Annotated in this window: 22 protein-coding genes and 1 tRNA gene; 13 read left to right on the top strand and 10 right to left on the bottom strand. The window is 69.1% G+C overall.

The window, feature by feature from the left end; genetic code table 11:
* Window positions 1-362 precede the first annotated feature (362 nt).
* Complete coding sequence (locus tag FBY22_RS41020) at window positions 363-4325, top strand: AAA family ATPase (RefSeq protein WP_142153637.1); 3963 nt, start codon at window positions 363-365, stop codon at window positions 4323-4325.
* 129 nt (window positions 4326-4454) lie between these two features.
* Here FBY22_RS41020 and FBY22_RS41015 read toward each other — a convergent pair whose 3' ends face one another.
* From FBY22_RS41015 to FBY22_RS41000, 4 genes are all read right to left on the bottom strand, one after another.
* Window positions 4455-4817: a VOC family protein gene (locus FBY22_RS41015; RefSeq protein ID WP_142153635.1), complete on the bottom strand. Its 363-nt coding sequence runs from the start codon at window positions 4815-4817 to the stop codon at window positions 4455-4457.
* Between the two features lie 217 nt (window positions 4818-5034).
* Window positions 5035-5304, bottom strand: coding sequence for a hypothetical protein (locus tag FBY22_RS41010; RefSeq protein ID WP_142153633.1), 270 nt, complete (start codon window positions 5302-5304; stop codon window positions 5035-5037).
* 1297 nt (window positions 5305-6601) lie between these two features.
* Complete coding sequence (locus FBY22_RS41005) at window positions 6602-7840, bottom strand: helix-turn-helix domain-containing protein (RefSeq protein WP_142153632.1); 1239 nt, start codon at window positions 7838-7840, stop codon at window positions 6602-6604.
* Entirely contained in the window at window positions 7837-8157 is a 321-nt protein-coding gene (locus FBY22_RS41000; RefSeq protein WP_142153630.1) for a putative quinol monooxygenase, read from the bottom strand. Before FBY22_RS41000 ends, FBY22_RS41005 begins: the two co-directional genes overlap by 4 nt.
* A 191-nt stretch (window positions 8158-8348) precedes the next feature.
* Between FBY22_RS41000 and FBY22_RS40995 the strand changes: the two genes are divergently transcribed.
* The 12 genes from FBY22_RS40995 to FBY22_RS40940 all read left to right on the top strand — a co-directional run bounded on the left by FBY22_RS40995 (window position 8349) and on the right by FBY22_RS40940 (window position 15581).
* Window positions 8349-8678: a hypothetical protein gene (locus FBY22_RS40995; protein ID WP_142151960.1), complete on the top strand. Its 330-nt coding sequence runs from the start codon at window positions 8349-8351 to the stop codon at window positions 8676-8678.
* A gap of 2 nt (window positions 8679-8680) precedes the next feature.
* Window positions 8681-10027: an FtsK/SpoIIIE domain-containing protein gene (locus FBY22_RS40990; RefSeq protein WP_142153628.1), complete on the top strand. Its 1347-nt coding sequence runs from the start codon at window positions 8681-8683 to the stop codon at window positions 10025-10027.
* 85 nt (window positions 10028-10112) lie between these two features.
* Window positions 10113-10292 (top strand): hypothetical protein, encoded by a 180-nt coding sequence (locus FBY22_RS40985; protein WP_142153626.1) that lies wholly within the window; start codon window positions 10113-10115, stop codon window positions 10290-10292.
* A gap of 12 nt (window positions 10293-10304) precedes the next feature.
* Window positions 10305-11123, top strand: coding sequence for a hypothetical protein (locus tag FBY22_RS40980; protein WP_142153624.1), 819 nt, complete (start codon window positions 10305-10307; stop codon window positions 11121-11123).
* Between the two features lie 20 nt (window positions 11124-11143).
* The gene (locus FBY22_RS40975) at window positions 11144-11779 is read left to right on the top strand and encodes a DUF2637 domain-containing protein (protein WP_142153622.1); all 636 of its coding nucleotides are present in this window, start codon (window positions 11144-11146) and stop codon (window positions 11777-11779) included.
* Window positions 11780-11799: 20 nt separating this feature from the next.
* Window positions 11800-11985, top strand: coding sequence for a mobile element transfer protein (locus tag FBY22_RS40970; protein WP_142151957.1), 186 nt, complete (start codon window positions 11800-11802; stop codon window positions 11983-11985).
* A 16-nt stretch (window positions 11986-12001) separates the two neighbouring features.
* The gene (locus tag FBY22_RS40965) at window positions 12002-12370 is read left to right on the top strand and encodes a hypothetical protein (protein ID WP_260845377.1); all 369 of its coding nucleotides are present in this window, start codon (window positions 12002-12004) and stop codon (window positions 12368-12370) included.
* 93 nt (window positions 12371-12463) lie between these two features.
* Window positions 12464-12646, top strand: coding sequence for a hypothetical protein (locus FBY22_RS40960; RefSeq protein ID WP_142153620.1), 183 nt, complete (start codon window positions 12464-12466; stop codon window positions 12644-12646).
* 5 nt (window positions 12647-12651) lie between these two features.
* Window positions 12652-12840 (top strand): hypothetical protein, encoded by a 189-nt coding sequence (locus FBY22_RS45610; protein ID WP_142153618.1) that lies wholly within the window; start codon window positions 12652-12654, stop codon window positions 12838-12840.
* A gap of 4 nt (window positions 12841-12844) precedes the next feature.
* Window positions 12845-14239, top strand: a complete 1395-nt coding sequence (gene repSA, locus FBY22_RS40950) for a replication initiator protein RepSA (RefSeq protein ID WP_142153616.1) — start codon at window positions 12845-12847, stop codon at window positions 14237-14239.
* Window positions 14236-14424, top strand: coding sequence for a helix-turn-helix domain-containing protein (locus FBY22_RS40945; RefSeq protein ID WP_142153614.1), 189 nt, complete (start codon window positions 14236-14238; stop codon window positions 14422-14424). The genes repSA and FBY22_RS40945 overlap by 4 nt, the downstream gene beginning before the upstream one ends.
* Entirely contained in the window at window positions 14424-15581 is a 1158-nt protein-coding gene (locus tag FBY22_RS40940) for a site-specific integrase (RefSeq protein WP_142153612.1), read from the top strand. Before FBY22_RS40945 ends, FBY22_RS40940 begins: the two co-directional genes overlap by 1 nt.
* A 55-nt stretch (window positions 15582-15636) precedes the next feature.
* Here FBY22_RS40940 and FBY22_RS40935 read toward each other — a convergent pair.
* From FBY22_RS40935 to recF, 6 genes are all read right to left on the bottom strand, one after another.
* Window positions 15637-15713: transfer RNA gene (locus FBY22_RS40935), tRNA-Ile, on the bottom strand.
* An 88-nt stretch (window positions 15714-15801) separates the two neighbouring features.
* The gene (locus tag FBY22_RS40930) at window positions 15802-16614 is read right to left on the bottom strand and encodes a DUF3566 domain-containing protein (RefSeq protein WP_142153610.1); all 813 of its coding nucleotides are present in this window, start codon (window positions 16612-16614) and stop codon (window positions 15802-15804) included.
* An 18-nt stretch (window positions 16615-16632) separates the two neighbouring features.
* On the bottom strand, window positions 16633-19227 hold the full coding sequence (gyrA, locus tag FBY22_RS40925; RefSeq protein WP_142153608.1) for a DNA gyrase subunit A: 2595 nt from the start codon (window positions 19225-19227) through the stop codon (window positions 16633-16635).
* Between the two features lie 42 nt (window positions 19228-19269).
* A complete protein-coding gene (gene gyrB, locus FBY22_RS40920; protein WP_142153607.1) occupies window positions 19270-21330 on the bottom strand; it encodes a DNA topoisomerase (ATP-hydrolyzing) subunit B in 2061 nt (686 codons plus the stop codon).
* A gap of 397 nt (window positions 21331-21727) precedes the next feature.
* On the bottom strand, window positions 21728-22261 hold the full coding sequence (locus FBY22_RS40915) for a DUF721 domain-containing protein (protein ID WP_142153605.1): 534 nt from the start codon (window positions 22259-22261) through the stop codon (window positions 21728-21730).
* On the bottom strand, window positions 22258-23379 hold the full coding sequence (gene recF / locus FBY22_RS40910; protein ID WP_142153603.1) for a DNA replication/repair protein RecF: 1122 nt from the start codon (window positions 23377-23379) through the stop codon (window positions 22258-22260). The genes FBY22_RS40915 and recF overlap by 4 nt, the downstream gene beginning before the upstream one ends.
* Window positions 23380-23422 lie beyond the last annotated feature (43 nt).

Below are 23422 nucleotides of genomic sequence, written 5' to 3'. Positions count from 1 at the left end.
CTTCACGCCCCGCGCGAGACCCGCGTCGTCCGGCTCCGGTCCCTCCCCTCGTGGGGACCGGCGCCGAACGCTGCGGGCGCCTCCTCACACGTCGCGGTGACGCGGAAGGAGGAAGGACCGGATCCGTGGTCGGCATGAGAGCGGCACTGCCGGGACTCTCTCCACGGATCAGTCGGGCTCGGACGGGCGCTGAGCCGATGGCCTGCGCGAACGAAGCGTGACGGGCGCGCTACAGCGCAGAATCCTGCCAGTTGTGGCTTGAACCGAGGAGATTCCGGTCTGGTTCCGGACCCTTAATCCGCAGGTCAGGCGTATAAGGTGAGTTTTCCGGTCCGGATGTTCAACGGCGGGGGAAGTAAGGAGTGGAGGCCTTGCGTTCCGATTCAGGGGCACGCACAGCCTTCGCGGAGCGCCTCGCGCTGCTCTACAAGGAGGCCGGCAACCCTCCCCTCGCGCGCGTGGCCGAAGCCGTCGTACAGCTGCAGCGGATGGACGAGCGCGGGCGGCCCGTGCGGGTCTCCGCGCAGCGGATCAGCGACTGGCGGCGGGCGAAGAACGTACCGGCGCAGTTCGCCGCCCTCGCCGCCGTGCTGCACATCCTGATCCCCCAGGCGCGGCGCGCGCGGCCCACACCGGTGTCCGCCGGACTGTACGACCTGGCGCAGTGGCAGCGCCTGTGGGAGCGCGCCGTGGCCGACCCGGCCGGCGAGCGGCCCGCAGCCACGGAGGCGGAGGAGGCCCCGCCGGCCGAGGGCGGCGTGTGCCCGTACCGCGGTCTGGCCTCCTACCGCCAGGAGGACGCCCGCTGGTTCTTCGGCCGGGAGCGCAGCACCCGGGCCCTGGTCGAGCAGTTGCGCGCCGCGGAGAAGAGCGGCGGCCTGGTGATGCTGGTCGGCGCCTCGGGCGCGGGGAAGTCCTCCCTGCTCAACGCCGGCCTGGTCAACGCGGTCCGTGGCGGCGCCCTGGGCGGCGAGAACGAACCGCAGCCCGTGCTGCAGCTCCTGCCCGGTGCCGATCCGCTCGCCGAGCTGACCCGCCGCATCCCCGAACTCGCCGAGGCCGTCGCCGCCGGGGCGCAGCCGGGCGCGGTGCGGGAGGCCGTCGCGGCGTGGGCACGGCGGGAGGCGTCTTCCGCGGCCCGTCCGGTGCTGATCGTGGACCAGTTCGAGGAGACCTTCACGCTCTGCGCCGACGAGGCGACCAGGCGTACGTTCGTGCGGGTTCTGCATGCCGCGTGCTCGCCCCCCGGACCGGGGACCCTCGCCCCGGTGCTGGTCGTCCTCGGCATCCGCGCCGACTTCTACGAGCAGTGCCTCGCCCACCCCGAACTCGCCGACGCCCTCCAGCACCGGCACATGGTGCTCGGCCCGCTGACCGCCGCGGAACTGCGCGAGGCGGTGACCGGCCCCGCCAAGGCCGTGGGTCTGGAACTCGAACCCGGTCTCGCGGAGCTGATCGTGCGGGAGGTGAGCGCCGACGGCCCCCGCGGGGCGCACGACGCCGGCGCGCTGCCGCTGCTGTCGCACGCCCTGCTCGCCACCTGGCAGCGGCGCAAGGCGGGCCGGCTGACGGTCGCGGGCTATCGCGCCGCGGGCGGCATCCAGGGGGCGGTGGCGGCGACCGCCGAGCGCGCCTGGTCGGGCCTGGACCCGGCGGCCCGTACGGCGGCCCGGCTGCTGCTGCTGCGGCTCGTGCGGCTCGGCGAGGACACCCAGGCGACCCGCAGGCGGGGGACCCGGCGGCAACTGGCCCAGGAGTCGGCGGACCCGGACAAGACAGAGGAGTCCCTGGAGGCCCTGGTCCGCGCCCGGCTGGTGACGCTGGACGCGGAGACCGTGGAGATCACTCATGAGGCGCTGCTGCACGCCTGGCCGCGGCTGCGCGAGTGGATCGACGAGGACCGCGGGGACCATCTGCTGCGCCAGCGACTGGAGGAGGACGGCCGGGCCTGGGAGGAGTCGGGCCGCGACTCCTCGCTGCTGTACCGGGGGTCGAGGCTGGGGCAGGCCCACAGCTGGGCGAAGTCGGCCGGTGACACGTTCCTCACCCGTGGCGCGGTGGAGTTCCTGGCCGCCTCGGTCCGGCTGCGCCGGCGCATGGTCTGGATCGGCCGCGGCGCGGTCGCGGCCCTGGTCGCACTGGCGGTGGTGGCCGGCGGAGCGGCCGTGATCGCCTGGCAGCAGCGCGACGACGCCGTGTTCGAGCAGGTGCTCGCGGAGGCGGACCGGGTGCAGTACACGGACCCCTCGCTGTCGGCCCAGCTCGACCTGGTCGCCCACCGGCTGCGCTCGGACGACGCCGGTACCGACAGCCGTCTGATATCGATCGTCAACGCCCCGCTGGCCACCCCGCTCCTCGGTCACACGGGTGCCGTCTACCTGACGACGTTCAGTCCGGACGGCCGCCTCCTCGCCACCGCCAGCGGCGACCGGACGGTACGCCTGTGGGACGTGGCGGACCGCACCCGCCCCAAGGCCGTGGGCAGGCCGCTGACCGGCCACACCAGCTGGGTGAGCAGCGCGGTCTTCAGCCCCGACGGCCACACCCTCGCCAGCGCCTCGGACGACGGCACGGTCCGGCTGTACGACATCCGCGACCCACACCGCCCCAGGCCGCTCGGCACGCCCCTGACCGGCCACGACGGCACGATCTATCTGATCGCCTTCAGCCCGGACGGCCGCACCCTGGCCACGGCGAACGAGGACCACACCGTCCGTCTGTGGGACATGACCGGCAACCGGCCCCGCTCCCTCACCACGCTGACCGGCCACTCCGCCGCCGTGCGCTCGCTCGCGTTCAGCCCCGACGGCCGCACCGTCGCCGCCGGGGGCGACGACGACACGGTGATGCTCTGGAACGTGAGCGACCGGCACCGTCCGAAACGGAACGGCCCGGCCCTGACCGGTCACACCGGCACCGTGCACTCGGTGGCGTTCAGCCCCGACGGCCACACCCTCGCCAGCGGCAGCGTCGACGACACCGTACGACTGTGGGTCGTCACCGACCCGGCCCGGGCCAGGCCCCTCGGCTCCCCGCTGACCGGGCACACCGGTCCCGTCTGGTCGGTGGCCTTCAACTCCGACGGCAACACGCTCGCCGCGGGCAGCGCCGACAGCACGGCCAGCCTGTGGAACGTCAGCGACCCGGCCTATCCCTCCCAGGTCGGCGAGCCGCTGGCGGGCAGCAGCGGCGAGATGTACGCCCTGGGCTTCAGTCCCGACGGCAAAACCCTGGCCACCGGCAGCGGCGACAGCAAGGTCCGCCTGTGGTCGATCCCGACCTCCGACCTGATCGGCCACCGGGGCACCTTCCGGCCGGACGGCAAGGTCCTGGCCACGGCCGGGAGCGACGGACGTATGCGCATGTGGGACGTGCGCAGAGCCGCCCGGCCCGCGCTGCTGGGCAGGCCGTTCATGGCCGCGGACGGCAGCGACCGCTCCCCGGCCTTCTCCCCCGACGGCCGCACCCTCGCCGTCCTGACGGGCAACCGCTCGGTGGCCCTGTGGAACGTCGGCGACCCGGCCCACCCGGCCGCCGCCGGACCCGACATCCGCCTGAAGACGAGGTTCATGGGCCCGAAGGCCATCGTCTTCAGTCCGAACGGCCGCATTCTGGCGACGCCCTTCGACGACCGCACGATCCAGCTGTGGGACATCGCCGACCCGTTTCACGTGAAACCACTCGGCAACCCGCTCTCCGGCCCCAAGGGGTTCATCGACTCCCTCGCCTTCACCCCGGACGGCCGCACGCTCGCCGGTGGCAGCGAGGACGGCGCCGTACGGCTGTGGGACGTGACCGAACCGACCCGCGCCAAGCTGCTCGGCAAGCCGCTCAGGGGTCACCTCGGCCCGGTCAACGCGCTCGCCTACAGTCCCGACGGCCATACGCTGGCCAGCGGCAGCGACGACGACACGGTCCGCCTGTGGGACGTCACCGACCCCCGCGGCGCGCACCCCGCCGGTTCCCCGCTCACCGGCCACTCCGAGGCGGTCGTCTCGCTGACCTACAGCCGGGACGGCCGCACCCTGGCCAGCGGCGGCAACGACAGCACGGTCCGCCTGTGGAACGTCGGCGACCCGTCCGACGCCGACCCCATCGGCCAGTCGATGAGCCCCAACGCCAAGACCGGCAACTTCCTCGCCTTCAGCCCGTCCACGCACATGCTCGGCGTCTCCAGCGGCTCCGACACGATCCGCCTGTGGAACCTCGACGTGGACGTTGCCATCCGCCGCATCTGCTCGACCACGCGGGGCGTGCTGACACCTCAGAAGTGGCACGAGTACCTGCCGCGGCTCTCCTACGACCCTCCGTGCGGAACCTCGTGATCCGGATCACAACTCTTGGTTCCGGCCGAACAGTTGGCTCCCGCCGGACAACCGGCCTTGTTACCCTTGGCCATAGCCCGACCGCTGGTGCATCCCCCGTCGCCAGCGGTCGGGTCTTTTCATGTGCGCTCAGGCGCTCTCGGGGCGCAGTTGGCCGAGGATGCAGAACTCGTTGCCCTCGGGGTCGGCCATGACGATCCACGACTGGTCGCCCTGGCCGATGTCGACGCGCTTCGCACCGAGGGCCTCAAGACGCGCCACCTCGGCCGCCTGGTCGTCCGGCCTGAAGTCGAGGTGCAGCCGGCTCTTGGACTGCTTGGCCTCTTCCAGCCGGACGAAGTCCAGCCCCGGCACACGGTCCGGCGCCGGACGGATCTCGAACTCGTCATCGGAGGAGTGGACGACGACCCAGCCGAGAGCGTCGGCCCACCACTGCCCAAGCGCCACCGGGTCCGCCGAGTGAACGATTACCTGTTCCCATTCCAAGGTCATTCGCAGAGTCTAGGCTCACATGATCACAACGCTGAAGGCCCCCGATCCACCGGATCGGGGGCCTTCAGGCTGGTGGGGCTAACAGGATTTGAACCTGTGGCCTCATCCTTATCAGGTCGATCAAGGCGGCCCGGAGAGCCTGGCACTCCCCTTCTTAACGCCCAAGCATGGGTCGCCGTGGTCCGCCTTAGTCCGACTCTGTACGTGGCTGTTGGTGTCAGCCGCTGATGTCACGCGAAAAGGCAGCCTTGACATGCGACTGCGGGAGATGTGCGGCAACCGCCTGCACGACGACCAGAACGATCACCGCAACCACCAGCCAAGTGGCCTGCCGTAGAACGCCAGTCATGGTGTCGCCATTGATCACGCACGCGATGGCTACCGCCAGCGGGATCATGATTTTCTTGCGGCTGTCAGTCCCTCGTGCGAGAGTTGCAAGCAGGTGGGTGTCAAGCACCGACAATCCACCGAGACCCGGGATGGGCATGGTCCTCCTTGGTTGTCAGAAGGGCGCGCCCGGAGCCTCTTCCCAAAGGCGGGCGCGCCCTTCGGTGTTGGTGCTCCAACGTTATGGCACGGGGCTGACACTGTGTGCCTCTCGGGGTCAAGTCCTCGACGTGAGCACAACGCTCCTGCGCGAGACACCCTTCGGCTAGCTTTGGCGAACTTCGGTCACCACAAGCCGACTTCCTGACCTGCAGGAACGCGCCTACATACCACACGCCACTGACAAATCAGCCCCCACACCGCGATGGCTATACTAGGGGTATCGAACCTTATGGGTTTAACGTCCGCTTTTATGGCGTGATGCAGATCACTAAAATTTACCGCTCAGCCTTTTCGCCACCCACCGGTTCCCACCACCATCCCCGGCTTCCATCCCGTCCGCCGTCGACCCACACACCGTGGAGCGGGCGTGGTTCATGGCGTCCAGGTGGAGCGCGCCACTGTACGAACGACCTGGACGCCATGGGCCGCGTCTGCTCGGCTCTGCCTGGGTCGGCGGTGGACGGGATGGAAGCACCCCGCGCACGCCACTACGGACCCGTGGTCGGCGACGGCGCCCCCTCCATCCCGGTGCCGGCCGATCCCCCGCCGGAGGCATCGTTCTGACCACTCACGTGTGATCGTGTTTTCAGCCCCCACGATCCCGCCCACCACGGCTCGCATGATCCAACGAGGCCCAAGCCGTCGCGCACCTGCTTGTGGAGCACAAAGCGTCTTTTGGGTCCGTGGCGGCACCGTGTGTGCGGGCCTGTGGGCCATGCCGTCTCCCCAGGGTGCGGTGTGGCGGTGTGGGCCGGGGAGGGGAATCGGGATCGGTCCGGTGCATCGGCCCCTCGGCGGGATCGGAGCGTGAAGCGTGATCATCCCGGGGCATCGTGTGGCGCGGGGCCGGGGCCGGGGCGGCGCGGGCCGAAGGCAGGAGCGAAGCCCCGAGCCCCGAGCCCGCGCCGGCCCCGTGGGGGCCGGTGGGGTGTGATCTACGCAGCGACGGCCGGAAGCCGGAAGGGACAGCGCAACCGGATGCCGAAGGCAAGAGCCCCCCGAAGCCAAGGCCCATGGCGTCGTGGGCCGCTGACCGCCGGGGATGGAGGCGGAAGCCCTGGGGCTTCGTGAAGCATGGGAGAGCCCAGGTTCCCTTGGGTGAGCTGTCGAGTCCTGTTCATCCAAGTGCGCGACGGCTTGGGCTTCGTTGGATCATGCGGGCCGTGGTCCAGCGATCACCCCTCCCCGCCGGAACGGCGGGGCTTGATGAGGTAGAGAAATCTGTAACAAGATCTCTAGCCCGCAGCGCTCCGCTCAGCCAAGCCGCGAAGGGACTCGGGAACCCGAGGCTCGGAGAGCTGAATCAGATCGCGGATGACTTCGCGGGCCGAGTGGTGATCGTGAACTTGCTCGGGCGTCAGAGCCTCGGCCTCTAGTAGTGCGGCTGTGGCCTCGCCGACGTGTCGCCGCTGCGCGTGTGCTCGCGCCACGTCAAGCAAGAAACGCCCCTGCCGCTCGGGGGAGAGCCCTGATGTGTCAACCTGCTCGGCGACTTCCAGAGCAAGGCCAGCATCTCCTAGCTCAACGGCCGTGCTCACCGCGTGGATTTCGACGTTCGTCGGCCCGAACTCCGTGTCGAAGTCGTTCCGATCTTCGCCCAGCCGCGCGGCGATTTCTCGTGCCCGGTCAAGGTGTGCACGGGTCTCTCTACGGTTGCCTTCCCTCGCGTTGATCACTGCGAGGACCAAGTTCATCGCACCCAGAAGCGACAACTCTTCTGGCGGGCAGGTAGGGGCCTCCGCCCTCGGAGCCATGACAGCTACAGCGGATTTCGCTGCCTGTTCGGCCTGATCCAGATGCTTCTGTCGCATGAAGGCGTGCGCCATACGAAACAAGCTCGCGACTACTTCCAACGGCTCGCCTGCAAGCTCGGCTGCCTGTAGCGCTCGGTCGGCCGCAATCCACGCTGCGTCCGCCTGGTCTTGCCGGGTGAAACTCGTGGCAGCCACTTGGTACGCCTTGGCCCGGAGAGAGTGGAGCTCTGTCCGCTCCGCTGCCGGCGCGTTGCGTACCGCCGCTTCGATGCTGGGGAGAAGCCTCGCGAGGTGGTCGCTCAGCACCGCGTATCGCGACGCGTGCACGAGAGTCCATGCCTCATCGACACCCTGCCGGAAATCGGCAAGGGCCGGAGCAGGCTCGGCCGGCGGTTGCCCGAAGAGGCTTCCCAGCGCTGGGTGACCGGTGAGAGCTACGCGCAGACCATCGAGATCGTTGCTCCGCGGGAGCTCTTCGGCGTCGGGCTCCGCCGTCGGGGTGCTGGCGTCGGGTCGCACCTCTTGTACAGCAACTTTGAGTGCGTCCGCGAGAGCCTGAAGAATTGACAGCCGCTCGACGGGCTGCACCCCTCGTTCGACCTGCGATACCCAACTCTCGGAGCGTCCCATGGCGGCAGCTAGGTCGCTCTGGGACATACCTGCGGCTCGGCGGAGTTCCTTGACTCTCTGACCAACGACCTTGGCGTCAGAGACGGTCACTTCACATCTCCAGCGGGGTACTTGCCGGCGTACGGCTGGAGACGGTCAACCTCGGTCTTCACCACGTACTTGGCACGTTCGGTCAGGAAGTGGCGGGTGTGCGGCTGGCGCTCGTGCTCCTCGAAGGCCGCGTGATCGGCGTACAGCTCGTAGAAGATCCGCTCATTGGGAGCGCCTTCGACCTCGTGGCATGCGTAGATGAGCGTGCCGGGCTCGTGCGCCCTGATCCCCTCCGTGGTCTCCCGCATGAGGGCGTCGAACTCCTCGCCAGCACCGTCACGCAGGGTGAAGCGAACAAAAAGCCCGAAGTTGGCCATTTTTTCCTCCTTGTCGTCGCACACAGTCTCGCAGACTCGGAGAACTCCTACTAGTCACAGTTTTTCTGTTGACTCGCAGTTTTTCTGCGGGTAGCTTCGTTGGTGTCGCACCAACAAGTCACCCCGGACTGCGTGCATCCGCCAAGATCACAACGCAGCCCGGGGCTCATCCCCTAAGGGAGAAGCCAAGTATGCCGTCCTTCAAGATCGATCTTTCGACTGCTGTGGTGTTCGTGGCGACCGCGCCGACGCCGAAGCTGGCCAACAAGCAGACCGGGGAACGGGCCATGGACCGGGAGACCGGTGCGGGCCTGTCGACGGTGGGCCTGCTGATCTCGGACGAGGGAGAGGGCAACCTCTACCAGGTCACCGTGCCCGAGACCGGTATCCCCGAGGGCCTGATGCCGGGTATGCCGGTGCGGGTGGTCGGGCTCAAGGCCCGTGACTGGGAGAACGAGTTCAACGGCCAGAAGCGGCACGGGATCTCCTTCCGTGCGGTCGCCGTGACGGCGGGGGTCTGACCATGACCGACCTGGCGACCTGGCTGGAGGCCGGGGGACTGGCGGCCGGCGCCGGTGGCATCGGCTACGCCAAGCACCGCGCCCCGCGCGTGTACTGGTCGCTGGTGGGCCTGCCGGTCACCTGGGGCCGGTTCACCTGGACCTACCGCGACACGATGGAGGTGTGCGGGCTGACGGTGCAGCCGTCCGGCTTCCGTGCCTTCGTCAAGCGCAACCTGGCCCACAGTGAGGTGCGGCCGGTGCCGCCCAAGGTACGTCGGGTCCGTGGGACCTCGACCGGTCTGCGGGTCACGCTGCGGCTGCCGGCCGGTCTGGAGCCCGCCGACCTGGCCGCCTCCTGTGAGCGCCTACGCCATGCGTGGGGTGTGCGGTCGGTGACCGTGGCGGAGACCAAGCCCGGTTACGTCGAACTGCGCATGACCGGCTGGGACGTCCTGAACCGGGTCACCCTGCCGCGCAAGGCCCGGCCCCGGGACCTGGTCGTCCCGGTGGCGCTGCGGGAGGACGGTTCGGTGTTCGAGCGGGACTACCGCGCGGTACCCATGGCCCTCACGCTCGGCGCGACGCTGTCGGGCAAGTCGGTGTATCAGCGCAACCTGATCAAGGGGCTCGCTCAGCTCCCGGTCGGGCTGGTCGGCATCGACTGCAAGCGCGGTGTGGAGCACAACCGGTACGCGCCGCGCCTGTCGGCCCTGGCCACAGATCTGCCCTCGGCCGGCCGTCTGATCGACGCCTTGGTCGCGGAGATGGAAGAGCGCTTCGACCTGCTGGCCCTCTACGGCGTCTCGGACCTTTGGGAACTGCCCGACCACGTGCGACCGGTGCCGCTGGTGGTGCTGATCGACGAGGTGGCGGAACTGTTCTTCGTCCTGTCCAAGAAGGACGAACCGGAGCGGGACCGGGTGGTCATGCAACTGGTCCGCCTGGGGCAGATGGCCCGCGCCATCGGCATCTACCTGGAGGTATGCGGCCAGCGCTTCGGCTCCGACCAGGGCAAGGGCGCCACCGCCCTACGCGCTCAGCTCACCGGCCGCGTGGTCCACCGCGTGAATGACAAGGCCAGCGCGGACATGGGCCTCGGGGACATCTCCCCGGACGCGGTCGTCGCCGCTACCGCCATCCCGGCCGATCGTCCCGGCCTCGCGGTGGCCGGCGACACCTCCGGCGGCTGGTCCCGCATCCGCACCCCGGAGATCAGCGCGGAAGAAGCGGCCGCGGTCTGCCGCGAATTCGCCCACCTCACCGCGGAGTTGCCGTTCCTGGCGCCGTTCCGCCCTGTCGGCTCGGGGATCGTCCCGCCGATGCCGGTGTCCCCGCCGCGGGTACAGCCTCGGCCCGTCCCCGAGTAACCCCCTGTCCGCTCCACGGTCGGCGACCGCATCGCGCCAGGTCCTTACCCCCGCCATGCCGAAAACCGGAAGGAGCGCACCACCGATGGCCACACCCGACACCGAAACCCGCAAGGCCGAAGCGAAGGACTGCCCGGTCTGCCAGGGCACCGGCGAGGTTGCCCGCACCGTCCGCGTGGGCCGCAAGCGCCGCGCCGTCGGCGAACAGTCCGGTCTTTGCCTGAACTGCCTGGGCACCGGCGCCGACCCCAACCCGGATGCGTGAGGAAGCTCCCCGATGCGGTTCTACCTGACCACCCACAAGCGGCACTGGCTGCGCTGGACCGACGTGCCGCTGTTCTTGAAGTCCGAGCACTTCGACCGCGCGATCAAGTGGGACGAAGCCCAGGGCCCCTACGCCATCGACTCCGGCGGCTTCATGGAGCTCAAGGACAAGGGCACCTGGACTCGCCCGCCCCGGCAGTACGTCGATGAACTGCGCCGCATCTGGGAGCACGTCGGCCCCTACGACTGGGCTGCACCACAGGACTGGATGTGCGAAGAAGCCATCATCAACGGCGGCTGGTTCGGTGGTCAGTACTTCGTCGGCACCCACCTGAGTGTGGAAGAACACCAGCGCCGCACGGTGAACAACTTCGTCGAACTGCGCTCCCTCGCCCCTGACCTGCGCATCGCGCCCGTCATTCAAGGCGACACCGTGCCCGCCTACGAGCGGTGCGTGGAGATGTACGAGAAGGCGGGCGTGGACCTGCGGGCCGAACCGATCGTCGGCCTGGGCTCGGTGTGCCGGTTGCAGTCCACCAGTAAGGGGACCGCGATCGTGACCGCCATGGCCGCGCACGGCTTCAAGCTGCACGGCTTTGGCTTCAAGACGCTCGGCCTGGCCAAGGTCGGCCATCTGCTGGCTTCCGCGGACTCTGCCGCCTGGAGCTCCCATGCCCGCCGCCGCCCGGCCATGCCAGGCCACACCCACAAGAACTGCGCTAACTGCTTCGACTACGCGATGCGCTGGCGCGACCGGGTCCTCAACGCCACGCGCCCCACGGCTCCGGCCACGAGTCCGGCCGCCTCGCACGCCCAACTACCCCTGTTCTGAACCGAAGGGAGGTGAAGACCATGCCCCGCTCACTCCGCCCGGACGCTGTCCTCGTACAGGCCGTGATCGCCGGAGCGCTCTCCTTCGCCCACGTGCACGACCTTGCCGCCGCTGCCGGACAGACCGGCTGGAAAGCCTGGGCCTATCCGGTCTCGGTCGACCTGCTGATGGTCGCCGCCTGGCGACGGCTGCGAGTACAGCGTTCTCGGCTGGCCTGGTGCTGGTTCCTGGTCGCCCTGGTCGCCTCACTTGGCGCCAACGTCGCCACCGCAGGCTTCCTTGACCTGGCCGACCCGCCCGCCCTGCTCCGCCTCGGCATCGCCGGATGGCCTGCCCTGGCCTTTCTCGGCGGCACCCTGCTCGCCCACGCACCCCACACCCCGGCCTCGGCACCGGAACCCGCATCCGAGTCGGCGCCGGTCGTTGACCGCCCCGAAACGCCCGCACCTCCCCCGGAGATCGCCAAACCGGAGCCCGCGCCGGCCTTGCCGGAAGCGAACACCCCATCCGTGCCTCCGGCGCTGATCGACCACGCCCGCAAAGTCGCCACCGAACACCGCACCCGCACCGGAACCGAGATCGACACCGCGACCCTGCGCACCCGCCTGGGCATCCCGGAGGACCTCGCCGGAGCCATCGTCGCCCAACTCGCCTAACAGAAATGGAGGTTCTACCCGTGCGCCCGAACCGCTTCTACAACGTGATCCGCATAGGCCCCGTCAAGGTCGGCACGTTCAACAACGGCCGTGGCCAGACCAAGCACACCGCCGCCTGCACCGCTCCCAACTGCGGCTTCTCCACCGAGCACGGCGACCGCTCGGCTGCCGAACTCGCCGCCCGCACCCACCGCTGCACCGCCTGACAGGGAGGGCAGAACCGTGCAGTTACCCGAAGACCAGATGCGTGCCGGCCACATCCCGGCCGACATCTACCGGCACATCCCGCACGGCACCGACCTGCACAAGGTCGTGATCGTCCAGGAAGCCCCGCGCTCCTACAAAGGCCCGATCGTCCTAGCGCTCGTCATCACGGCCGGATCGATCGCCGTTCTGCTCGTGGTCGCCTTCGTCGTCCAGGTCATCGCCGCCGCCGCGGTCGCGGTCCTCTCCGCATCCGGCGGGATCAGCTACACGCTCCACCACGGCAAGCACAAAGAGTTATCCCGCGCGGGCGCCCCCCGGCGCTCCCGCGCGCCGCGCAAGACGCGCCCCCGGCCCGTCCGGTCCGCGCGCCGCTACCGCAAGTAGCGCCCTCCGGGGCGGCCTCAACCGCCAAGTTTCCGCCGCCCCGGACGGCTCCACCACTTCCCGATCTTTCGACCTGAAAGGGCTGTCCTCATCATGCCTGTCCACACCCCGAACCGTCCGGTCTGCCACCACTGCGACGGCTTCTGCGCCGTCTCGATCACCACTGGCACGCGTCACCGTGACGGCTCCCGCACCCTGCTCCGCGTCGTCTGCCCCGTCTGCGACGGCACCGGCCACGCCCTCCCCGCCCCCGCCCTCGCCCGGACCGGGAGGTGAGCCCCGTGGCTGCCCTCACTCCGACCCTGGAGCGTCCGGGCCTCCACGTCAGCAAGCCGTCTCCGACCGCCCCCGCGACCGCCTCGGCGGTCTGCCACTGCGGCGCCTCCGCCACGGCTAAGGGCGACGCCCAGGTCCGTGCACTTGTCGAGGGCTACACAGCCAGCCACGGCCCCGCCCACAACCGGAGGTGACCACGTGACCGATGCCGCCACCCTGGCGGGCCTTGATGCGGTCACCCTCGCCGACGTGCTGAGGGTGGCCAATCGGACCGACTTCGACCGCTGGCAAGAACAGATCCGCCGCACGGGCGGCTGCTCTGATCCCATCCGGCTGATCGGCGCCACGAAGACGATCGACCCGGCGACCAAGACCGTGTTGCACGCGTACTCCACGGAGACCGAGCCCGGGGGCATGCTCCGGATCGCGTGCGGTAATCGGCGCGCCTCGCGTTGCCCGGCCTGCGCCTGGACCTACGCCGGGGACACCTACCACCTCATCCGGGCCGGTCTCGTCGGCGATCCCGCCAAGGGCACCCCGCACACCATTCGGGATCATCCCCGGGTCTTTGCCACCCTCACCGCTCCGAGCTTCGGGCCGGTCCATAACCGGCCTGGCAACCGGCCCTGCCGCTGCGGCCTCCGTCACGGTGAGGATGCGCCCGAACTGGGCACGCCGCTCGATCCCGAGTCCTACGACTACGCGGGCGCGGTGCTGTGGAACAACCACGCCTCCGAGCTGTGGCGCTACTTCACGATCTACCTGCGCCGCGAGATCGCCAAGCGGGCCGGACTCACGCAGAAGGCAGCACGGGAACAGTCGCGGGTCTCCTTCGGCAAGGTCGCCGAGTATCAGAAGCGGGGTGCCGTGCACTTCCATGCCGTGATCCGGTTCGACGGCCCCGATGGGCCCGACGATCCGCCTCCGGCTTGGGCCACTCTCGACCTGCTCACCGACGCAATCCGCGCTGCCGCCGCCCGCGTCGCCATCGATGTTCCCGCCGCGGGGGAGCTCCCGGAGCGCACCCTGTGCTGGGGCACTCAGCTCGACATCCAGCCCATCGGCGCCTTCGGCCGTGGCGAAGAGATCACCGAGCAAGCTGTGGCCTCCTACGTCGCCAAGTACGCCACCAAAGCGGCCGAGACCATCGGCACCGTGGACCGCCGGATCGGCAACAAAGAGGCCCTGGTCCTCCTCGGCGTGCCCGACCACCCCGCCCGACTCATCGCCGCATGCCTCGATCTCCACCCGCTCTACCCGGACCGGAAACTGCGCGACTGGGCCCACATGCTCGGCTTCCGCGGCCACTTCTCCACCAAGTCCCGCCGCTACTCCACCACGTTGGGCGCCCTCCGCCAGACCCGCGCCGACTACCGCGCCGCCCAGCAACGCGCCGCCCTCGGCCTCCCCGACCCCGACGACAACCCGGAGGCGACCACGCTCACCCTCGCCCACTGGACCTACGCCGGCCACGGCCACACCCCCGGCGAATCCTGGCTCGCCGCCAACATCCACCGCGACATCCAACTGAACCGAGAGATCGCACGCGAGGCCCTGCAAGACCAATCCGACCTGGAAGGAGTAGCCGCATGACCACCGCCTCGCCCGAGCTGCTGAAGGTGCCTGAGGTCATGGCGCTACTCAAGGTCGGCCGGACCAAGGTCTACGACCTGATCCGTACGCATCGCCTGGTCTCCATCAAGGTCGATGGCTGCCGCCGCATCCCGGCCGATTCGGTCGCGGACTTCATCCGCCGGCAGATCGAGAGGGGTGCCTGATGGCCAAGAGGCGACCCAACGGCGGGGGGACGATCGCCAAGCGCAAGGACGGCCGCTATCAGGGCGCCGCGTACGTCACCGACACCGAGGGCAACCGCGTCCGTAAGTACGTCTATGGCGCCACCTGGGACGAGGCGAACGAGAAGCTCGGCAAGCTCCAGGACCAGGAGCGCAACGGCATCCCCGTGCCGTCTCGTTCCTGGACGGTGGGTGAGTGGCTGACCTACTGGCTTGAGCACATCGTGAAACCGGAGCGCGAGCACAACACGTACGTGAAGTACGAGTCCAAGGTCAGGCTGTATCTGCTGCCGCATCTCGCCAAGAAGTCCTTGGTCAAGCTCACTCCGGCCCAGGTCCGTACGTTCATGGCCGCGCTGAAGCGGGAGGAGGTGGGCGCCTCGGCTCGATTCGAGGTGCTGCGCGTCCTGCGGAACGCCCTCAACAGGGCCATGCGCGAGGAGCTGATCACCCGCAACGTCGCGCTCCTGGTCGACATGCCCAAGGTCACCAAGGACAGGGGTACGGCCTGGAACGCGCGTGAGGCGATCACTTTCCTTCGGGCTGTCCGAGCTCACCGGCTCTACGCGGCCTGCGTGCTCGTCCTGGTCCTCGGTCTGCGCCGCAGTGAGGTCCTGGGCCTGCGCTGGCAGGACGTCGACTTCGAGGCGCACCAGTTCACCCCGGTCAAGCAGGTGCAGCGCGTCAAGGGCGCCGGTCTGGTGCTGAAAGACCTCAAGACCGAGTCCTCACAGGCGGTCCTCCCGCTGCCGGCGTTCTGCGCGCGGGCCCTGGAGGAGCGTCGGGAGCTCCAGGAGCTGGAACGCAAGATTGCCGGTGCCCATTGGGCGCAGGATGCAGGGCAGGACCTGATCTTCTCGTCTGAGCACGGCGGCATGATCGACCCGGTCGGCTTCTCCCGGACCTTTGACCGCCTCGTCCGGAGGGCCGGTGTGCGGCGAATCACGGTCCGGCTCGCCCGGCACACCTGCGGCACCCTGCTCGCCTTCCTGAAGGTGCATCCCAAGGTCGCTCAGGCAATCCTGCGGCACAGCCAGATCAGCATGACCATGGACGTCTACACGCACGTTGTGGGCGACAGCGAGCGCGAAGCGGTCGGCATGCTCGCCGAGCTTCTGGAAGACCCGCTCATCGGCTGATGTCAGCCGTAGATGTCAAAGACCTCCTACTCACGTGAGCAGGAGGTCTTTTCGCTGGTGGGGCTAACAGGATTTGAACCTGTGGCCTCATCCTTATCAGGGATGCGCTCTAACCAACTGAGCTATAGCCCCGCCGCGCTCTGCGGGGTGTGTCCCGCGCGCTGACTCCTGAAGATTAGCGCACGACGTGGGCAGTCCCAAAATCGATAGCCGTCAGGGCTCACTCGTCCTCGGCGAGCGTCAGCTCGATGCCCCCGACGAAGCCCGCGGAGAGGTTGTAGATGAAGGCGCCGAGGGTCGCCAGCGCCGTCGCGAGGACGACGTCGATGACCGCGATGATCGAGGCGAACATCACCACGTGCGGCAGCGACAGGAACGACTGGAGGTCGAAACCGTTCGACTCGTTGGAGCCGGTCGCCTCCGAGAGGGTGCCGCCCACCGACGAGAAGACCCCCATCGCGTCCATGACCATCCACAGCACCACCGAGGCCACGACCGTGCAGATGCCCAGCGCGATGGAGAGCAGGAAGCTCATCTTCATCACCGACCACGGGTCGGCCTTCGCCACCCGCAGACGGGCCTTGCGGATACGGGGAGTGGTGCGCGCGCCGGTCCGGGGACGGCGTACGGCACCGGTCGAGGTCCGCTCCGGCCCCGCGGCCGCCGGGTTGGGGTAGGCCTGCGGCGGGTGGTAGGGCCCGGCGGGCTGCTGCGGTCCCCGCTCACCCGGGAGCGGGGAGGCCGCCTGCTGCGGCGGGGCGGCCTGTGCCGAGGGCTGCGCCGTGGGCCGGTCGCCCGGCGCGGGCGGGGCCGTGCCGGCCGGCTGCTGCGTCTGCGGACCACGGGTGTCCGTCACGGTTCCCCCTTGGGATCCCTGGGAGTCGGCCGGGGGCGGACTGGTCGGGTCCGCCTCGACCTTGCGAAGTTGGGTCGTGTGCGGATCCGCCGCACGCGCGGCGGAGCCACGGCCGCCGCCGTCCGCATCCGTACCCGTCGAGGTACCGGGCGATCCGGCGCCCGTGGCTCCGCTCACGATGACTCACTCCTCGTGCTACTCGGCCGAGGGCGACTCACCCTCGTCCGTGCCGGTGGTCGCGGCACCTTCGGCGGTCTCGTCCACGGTGTCGTCACCGTCGACCTCCTCCGCCTCGCGCCCCGCCTCGGCGTTACGTGCGATGCCGACCACGGCATCGCGCTTGCCCAGGTTGATCAGTTGGACGCCCATGGTGTCACGGCCCGTCTCCCTGACCTCGTTGACTCGCGTACGAATCACACCACCCGACAGCGTGATGGCGAGGATCTCGTCGGTCTCCTCGACCACCAGCGCGCCGACCAGCGAACCGCGGTCCTCCACGATCTTGGCGGCCTTGATACCGAGGCCTCCGCGACCCTGGACGCGGTAGTCGTCGACTGCGGTCCGCTTCGCGTACCCGCCGTCTGTGGCAGTGAACACGAACGTACCGGGTCGAACAACATTCATCGACAGAAGTTCATCGCCCTCGCGGAAACTCATGCCCTTGACACCGGAGGTGGCCCGGCCCATGGGCCGCAGAGCGTCGTCCGTGGCGGTGAACCTGATCGACTGCGCCTTCTTGCTGATCAGAAGCAGATCGTCCTCGGCCGATACAAGCTCCGCTCCGATCAGTTCGTCGTCGGAACCGTCCGCCGTTTCACGGAGGTTGATCGCGATGACGCCTCCGGAACGTGGCGAATCGTAATCCTTCAGAGGCGTCTTCTTCACCAGACCCCCCTTGGTCGCCAGGACCAGGTAGGGCGCCGCCTCGTAGTCACGGATCGCGAGGATCTCGGCGATCGCCTCGTCCGGCTGGAAGGCCAGCAGGTTCGCGACGTGCTGGCCGCGCGCGTCACGGCCGGCGTCGGGAAGCTCGTACGCCTTGGCCCGGTACACCCGGCCCTTGTTGGTGAAGAACAGCAGCCAGTGGTGGGTGGTGGAGACGAAGAAGTGGTCGACGATGTCGTCTTCCTTCAGCTTCGCGCCGCGCACGCCCTTGCCGCCGCGCTTCTGCGCCCGGTAGTCGTCCGTCTTGGTGCGCTTGACGTAACCGCCGCGGGTGACGGTGACGACGATGTCCTCCTCGGCGATCAGGTCCTCGATGGACATGTCGCCGTCGAAGGGCACCAGCTTCGTCTTGCGGTCGTCGCCGTACTTCTCGACGATCGCGGCGAGTTCCTCGCTGACGATGCCGCGCTGGCGGACCGGGGAGGCGAGGATCTCGTTGTACTCGTTGATCTTCGCCTGGAGTTCGTCGTGCTCCTGGACGATCTTCTGCCGCTCCAGGGCCGCGAGCCGGCGCAGCTGCATCTCGAGGATGGCGTTCGCCTGGATCTCGTCGATCTCCAGGAGGTCCATCAGGCCCCCGCGCGCGATCTCGACGGTGTCGCTGCGCCGGATCAGCGCGATGACCTCGTCGATGGCGTCCAAGGCCTTCAGCAGGCCGCGCAGGATGTGCGCGCGCTCCTCGGCCTTGCGCAGCCGGAAGCGCGTACGGCGGACGATGACCTCGATCTGGTGCGTCACCCAGTGGCGGATGAACGCGTCCAGGGAGAGCGTGCGCGGGACGCCGTCGACCAGCGCCAGCATGTTGGCGCCGAAGTTCGACTGCAGGTCCGTGTGCTTGTAGAGGTTGTTCAGGACGACCTTGGCGACCGCGTCCCGCTTGAGCACGATGACCAGGCGCTGGCCGGTGCGCGAGGACGTCTCGTCGCGGACGTCGGCGATGCCGCCGATCTTGCCGTCCTTGACCAGGTCGGCGATCTTCTGCGCGAGGTTGTCGGGGTTGGTCTGGTACGGCAGCTCCGTGACCACCAGGCACTGGCGGTTCTGGATCTCCTCGACCTCGACGACCGCGCGCATGGTGATCGAGCCGCGGCCCGTGCGGTAGGCCTCCTCGATGCCCTTGCGGCCGACGACGAGGGCGCCGGTCGGGAAGTCGGGGCCCTTGATGCGCTCCATGAGGGCGTCAAGGAGCTCCTCGTGACTCGCTTCCGGGTTCTCCAGGTACCACTGGGCGCCGGCCGCGACCTCGCGCAGGTTGTGCGGCGGGATGTTGGTCGCCATGCCGACCGCGATACCGGCCGAGCCGTTGATCAGCAGGTTCGGGAAGCGGGCCGGCAGGACGGTCGGCTCCTGGGAGCGGCCGTCGTAGTTGTCCGTGAAGTCGACGGTCTCCTCGTCGATGTCACGGACCATCTCCATCGACAGCGGCGCCATCTTGCACTCGGTGTAGCGCATGGCCGCCGCCGGGTCGTTGCCCGGAGAGCCGAAGTTGCCGTTGGAGTCCACCAGCGGCATCCGCATCGACCACGGCTGCGCGAGCCGGACCAGCGCGTCGTAGATCGAACTGTCGCCGTGCGGGTGGTAGTTGCCCATGACGTCGCCGACCACGCGGGCGCACTTGTAGAAGCCGCGCTCGGGGCGGTAGCCGCCGTCGTACATCGCGTACAGGACGCGGCGGTGGACGGGCTTGAGACCGTCCCGGACGTCGGGCAGCGCACGGGACACGATGACGGACATCGCGTAGTCCAGGTACGAGCGCTGCATCTCCGTCTCGAGCCCGACGGGCTCGACACGCATCACGAGGTCGCCGCCCTCTTCAGGGGTGACGGGGGTGTTCTCGTCGGCCATTGCTGGTGAAGATCCTTCCTGGTGCGGTCAGCTGAGACCGACTCAGATGTCGAGGAAGCGGACGTCCTTGGCGTTGCGCTGGATGAACTGGCGCCGGGCCTCGACGTCCTCGCCCATCAGGACCGAGAACAGGTCGTCGGCCTGGGCGGCGTCGTCGAGGGTGACCTGGCCGAGGACGCGGTGCTCCTGGTCCATGGTCGTCACGCGCAGCTCCTCGGCGTTCATCTCGCCGAGGCCCTTGAAGCGCTGGATGGAGTCCTCGCGGACGCGCTTGCCACGCTGGCGGCCCATCTCGATCAGTGCGTCGCGCTCGCGGTCCGAGTAGGCGTACTCCACGTCGTCCCGACCCCACTTGATCTTGTAGAGCGGGGGGCGCGACAGGTACACGTGCCCGGCCTCGACCAGCGGCCGCATGAAGCGGAACAGGAAGGTCAGCAGCAGGGTGCTGATGTGCTGGCCGTCGACGTCGGCGTCCGCCATCAGGATGATCTTGTGGTAGCGGAGCTTCTCGATGTCGAAGTCCTCGTGCACACCCGTGCCGAAGGCCGAGATCAGCGCCTGGATCTCCTGGTTCTGCAGGATCTTGTCGATCCGCGCCTTCTCGACGTTGAGGATCTTGCCTCGGATCGGGAGGATCGCCTGGTACTGCGGGTTGCGGCCGGACTTGGCCGAGCCGCCGGCGGAGTCACCCTCGACGATGAAGATCTCGCACTTGGTGGGGTCGTTGGACTGGCAGTCCGACAGCTTGCCCGGCAGGGAGGCCGATTCCAGCAGGCCCTTGCGGCGGGTGAGGTCGCGGGCCTTGCGGGCCGCCACGCGCGCGGTGGCCGCCTGGATGCCCTTGCGGACGATGTCCGCCGCCTCGTTCGGGTTGCGGTCCAGCCAGTCCTGGAGGTGCTCGTAGACCGCCTTCTGCACGAAGGTCTTGGCCTCCGTGTTGCCCAGCTTGGTCTTCGTCTGGCCCTCGAACTGAGGCTCGCTCAGCTTCACCGAGATGATCGCGGTCAGACCCTCGCGGATGTCGTCGCCCGTGAGGTTGTCGTCCTTCTCCCGCAGCAGCTTCTTGTCGCGCGCGTACTTGTTGATCAGGTTCGTCAACGCGGCGCGGAAGCCCTCTTCGTGCGTACCGCCCTCGTGCGTGTGGATGATGTTGGCGAAGGAGTACACGCCCTCGCTGTAGCCGCTGTTCCACTGCATCGCGACCTCGAGGGACAGGCTCTTGTCCTTGTCCTCCGCCTCCAGGTCGATGACGGTGGGGTGCACCACCTCTCCCTTGCGGGAGTTGAGGTACTTCACGAAGTCGACGATGCCGCCCTCGTAGTGGTACGTGACGGTCTTGACCTCGTCCTTGACGTCCGCGCCGGCCTCGTCCGCCCCGGTGGTCGCCTTCGCCGACTCGCGCTCGTCGGTGAGCTTGATGGTCAGTCCCTTGTTGAGGAACGCCATCTCCTGGAAGCGCCGCGAGAGCGTCTCGAAGGAGTACTCGGTGGTCTCGAAGATGTCGCCGTCGGCCCAGAAGGTGACCGCCGTGCCGGTCTCCTCGATCGCCTCGTGCTTGACGAGCGGGGCGGTCGGGACGCCCATCTTGTAGTCCTGCGTCCAGCGGTGGCCGTCGGTCCTGACCTCGACGGAGACCTTCGACGACAGGGCGTTGACGACGGAGACGCCCACGCCGTGCAGACCGCCGGAGACCGCGTAGCCGCCGCCGCCGAACTTGCCGCCCGCGTGCAGCACCGTCAGCACGACCTCGACGGCGGGCTTGCCCTCGGAGGGCACGATGCCGACCGGGATGCCTCGGCCGTTGTCGACGACGCGCACGCCGCCGTCGGCCAGGATCGTCACGTCGATGGTGTCCGCGTAACCCGCCAGTGCCTCGTCGACCGAGTTGTCGACGACCTCGTACACGAGGTGGTGCAGTCCTCGCTCACCGGTCGAACCGATGTACATGCCGGGGCGCTTGCGGACCGCGTCCAGGCCTTCGAGGACGGTGATGGCGCTGGCGTCGTACGAGGCGGTGACCTCGCCGTTCGACGAAGTCACCGCGTCGTTCTCGCCGGCGTCGGTGGACGGGATGTTCTCGTTGGGGTTGCCGGAATCGGCCACGAAGCGCCCTTTCTGGCACAGCACGAGCCGGGCTCGGCGGCAGGTTGCCGGAGCGGCTGCGGCATGTTGCGTTGGTAAGCCTTGATCAGCGTTGCTCAGCTTTTCCCGGGCGTCCCCACGACTGGGGCGGGATTGGCTTCCAGTCTACCGGTAGCGCCGACAGTGATGGGGGTTTGCCGGTACCTGAGTCCGCATGTGCCGCCCTCAACCGGTCTTCTCCGGGTCCCCATATACGGAGCGGGGCTCCAAGAGGCTCACAGAGGCGTTCAGCGCTTCTGACTGTCAACCCTTGGCTACTTGGGAGTCAGGTCCCGATTGGCGACCGCGCGCGGACGTACGACGGCATGGCCGACCGGTGTGCGATCAGGCCGCCCACAGCCTGTGGATGTGAGGTCTGTCACCCGTACGTATCGCCGGGGCCGGTGCTGCCGGGGGCGCGCAGAGGACCGTAGCGACGGGCGGGGCCGCCGGGGCCCTGCACCTTGATCACCCGCACGCGGCCGTGCCCGAGATCCTCGTTGAGACGCGCCACCAAGGTCGGCGCGAGCAACCGCAGATTCGTCGCCCAGGCCGTGGAATCGCACCGCACGACGAGCACCCGCTCGTCCTCGTCGTACTTCTCCGGCACACAGTGCTTGGCCACGTCCTCACCGACGATCTGCGGCCAACGCCCCATCACCCCGCCCACCGCGGCCGGCGCCTCCCAGCCGCGCTCGGTGATCAGACGGTTGATCGCTGCGCCGAACGCCATCGGGTCGCGCCCGTCGGCCCGGGCACCGGAACGCAGCCCGCCGCGCCGCGCCTGCTTCTTCTGCTGCGCGGCGTCCCCACGCGCGCGTGCCGCTTCCTTCGCCGCGCGCAACGCCACGCGCGCGAGGTCGACGCCACTGGGTTCGGCGGGCTTCTCGGGCGTGGGCTCCTGGTCGGTCATACGCGCTCCACCGTCCCCTCCGACACCGTGTACCGCGTCCCGGTCAGTACGTGCGGCACGTCGTCGTCCACCGCGGCCGTCACCAGCACCTGCTCGCCGGGCGCGACCAGCTCCGCCAGCCTCTCCCTGCGGCGCGTGTCCAGCTCGGCGAAGACGTCGTCCAGCACCAGCACCGGTTCGTTGCCCTCCGCGCGCAGCAGGTCGTAGGAGGCCAGCCGCAGCGCCAGCGCGTACGACCAGGACTCGCCGTGCGACGCGTACCCCTTGGCGGGCAACTGACCCAGTTTCAGCAGCAGATCGTCCCGGTGCGGTCCGACGAGGGTGACGCCCCGCTCGATCTCGCCCTTGCGAGCCTCCGCGAGCGCCGCCATCAACTGCTCGTAGAGATCCTCCCGGGTGTGCGCCTCACCGGGGGCCGAGGGCTTGTAGTCGAGGGCCACCGGTCCGCCGCCGGGGGCCAGTTGCTCGTACGCCTTGTCGGCCAGCGGCTGGATCGCGGCGATCAGGTCCAGGCGCTGGGCGAGCAACTCCGCGCCCGCGCGCGCCAGATGCTGGTCCCACACGTCGAGCGTGGACAGGTCCATGGAGCGGCCGCCGTGGCGCCGGGCCAGCGCGGCGCTCTTCAGCAGGGTGTTGCGCTGCTTGAGGACGCGTTCGTAGTCCGAGCGCACGCCGGCCATGCGCGGGGAGCGGGCGGTGATCAGCTCGTCGAGGAAGCGCCGCCGCTCCCCGGGATCGCCCTTGACCAGGGCCAGGTCCTCCGGCGCGAACAGCACGGTCCGTACGATGCCCAGCACGTCACGCGGCTTGACCTGCGAGGACCTGTTGATGCGGGCCCGGTTGGCCTTGCCCGGGTTCAGCTCCAGCTCGACCAGCTGCTGCCGCTCGCCCTGTCTGACCTGCGCCCGGATGACCGCCCGGTCGGCGCCCATGCGCACCAGGGGGGCGTCGGAGGCGACGCGGTGGCTGCCGAGGGTGGCGAGATAGCCGACCGCCTCGACGAGGTTGGTCTTGCCCTGGCCGTTGGGGCCGACGAAGGCGGTGACGCCCGGGTCGAGCGGGACCTCGACCCGGACGTACGAGCGGAAGTCGGCCAGCGACAGATGCGTGACGTGCATGGTCGGTCGCCGATCTCCCCCAGGTTGTGGGCCGTTCTCGACG

It is taken from the genome of Streptomyces sp. SLBN-31 (assembly GCF_006715395.1).
GTDB lineage: Bacteria > Actinomycetota > Actinomycetes > Streptomycetales > Streptomycetaceae > Streptomyces.
The sequence above is the reverse complement of the archived record's forward strand: the minus strand, read 5'-3'. Positions and strand labels throughout refer to the sequence as shown.

What these genes read in the sequence shown, in the direction of transcription:
- gyrA (WP_142153608.1), bottom strand. Translation starts at nt 19,227, where the DNA reads ATGGCCGACGAGAACACCCCCGTCACCCCTGAAGAGGGCGGCGACCTC.
- FBY22_RS40995 (WP_142151960.1), top strand. Translation starts at nt 8,349, where the DNA reads ATGCCGTCCTTCAAGATCGATCTTTCGACTGCTGTGGTGTTCGTGGCG.
- FBY22_RS40915 (WP_142153605.1), bottom strand. Translation starts at nt 22,261, where the DNA reads ATGACCGACCAGGAGCCCACGCCCGAGAAGCCCGCCGAACCCAGTGGC.
- FBY22_RS41015 (WP_142153635.1), bottom strand. Translation starts at nt 4,817, where the DNA reads ATGACCTTGGAATGGGAACAGGTAATCGTTCACTCGGCGGACCCGGTG.
- FBY22_RS41000 (WP_142153630.1), bottom strand. Translation starts at nt 8,157, where the DNA reads ATGGCCAACTTCGGGCTTTTTGTTCGCTTCACCCTGCGTGACGGTGCT.
- FBY22_RS40960 (WP_142153620.1), top strand. Translation starts at nt 12,464, where the DNA reads ATGCCTGTCCACACCCCGAACCGTCCGGTCTGCCACCACTGCGACGGC.
- FBY22_RS40945 (WP_142153614.1), top strand. Translation starts at nt 14,236, where the DNA reads ATGACCACCGCCTCGCCCGAGCTGCTGAAGGTGCCTGAGGTCATGGCG.
- FBY22_RS41010 (WP_142153633.1), bottom strand. Translation starts at nt 5,304, where the DNA reads ATGCCCATCCCGGGTCTCGGTGGATTGTCGGTGCTTGACACCCACCTG.
- FBY22_RS40980 (WP_142153624.1), top strand. Translation starts at nt 10,305, where the DNA reads ATGCGGTTCTACCTGACCACCCACAAGCGGCACTGGCTGCGCTGGACC.
- FBY22_RS40940 (WP_142153612.1), top strand. Translation starts at nt 14,424, where the DNA reads ATGGCCAAGAGGCGACCCAACGGCGGGGGGACGATCGCCAAGCGCAAG.
- FBY22_RS40975 (WP_142153622.1), top strand. Translation starts at nt 11,144, where the DNA reads ATGCCCCGCTCACTCCGCCCGGACGCTGTCCTCGTACAGGCCGTGATC.
- FBY22_RS40990 (WP_142153628.1), top strand. Translation starts at nt 8,681, where the DNA reads ATGACCGACCTGGCGACCTGGCTGGAGGCCGGGGGACTGGCGGCCGGC.
- recF (WP_142153603.1), bottom strand. Translation starts at nt 23,379, where the DNA reads ATGCACGTCACGCATCTGTCGCTGGCCGACTTCCGCTCGTACGTCCGG.
- FBY22_RS40985 (WP_142153626.1), top strand. Translation starts at nt 10,113, where the DNA reads ATGGCCACACCCGACACCGAAACCCGCAAGGCCGAAGCGAAGGACTGC.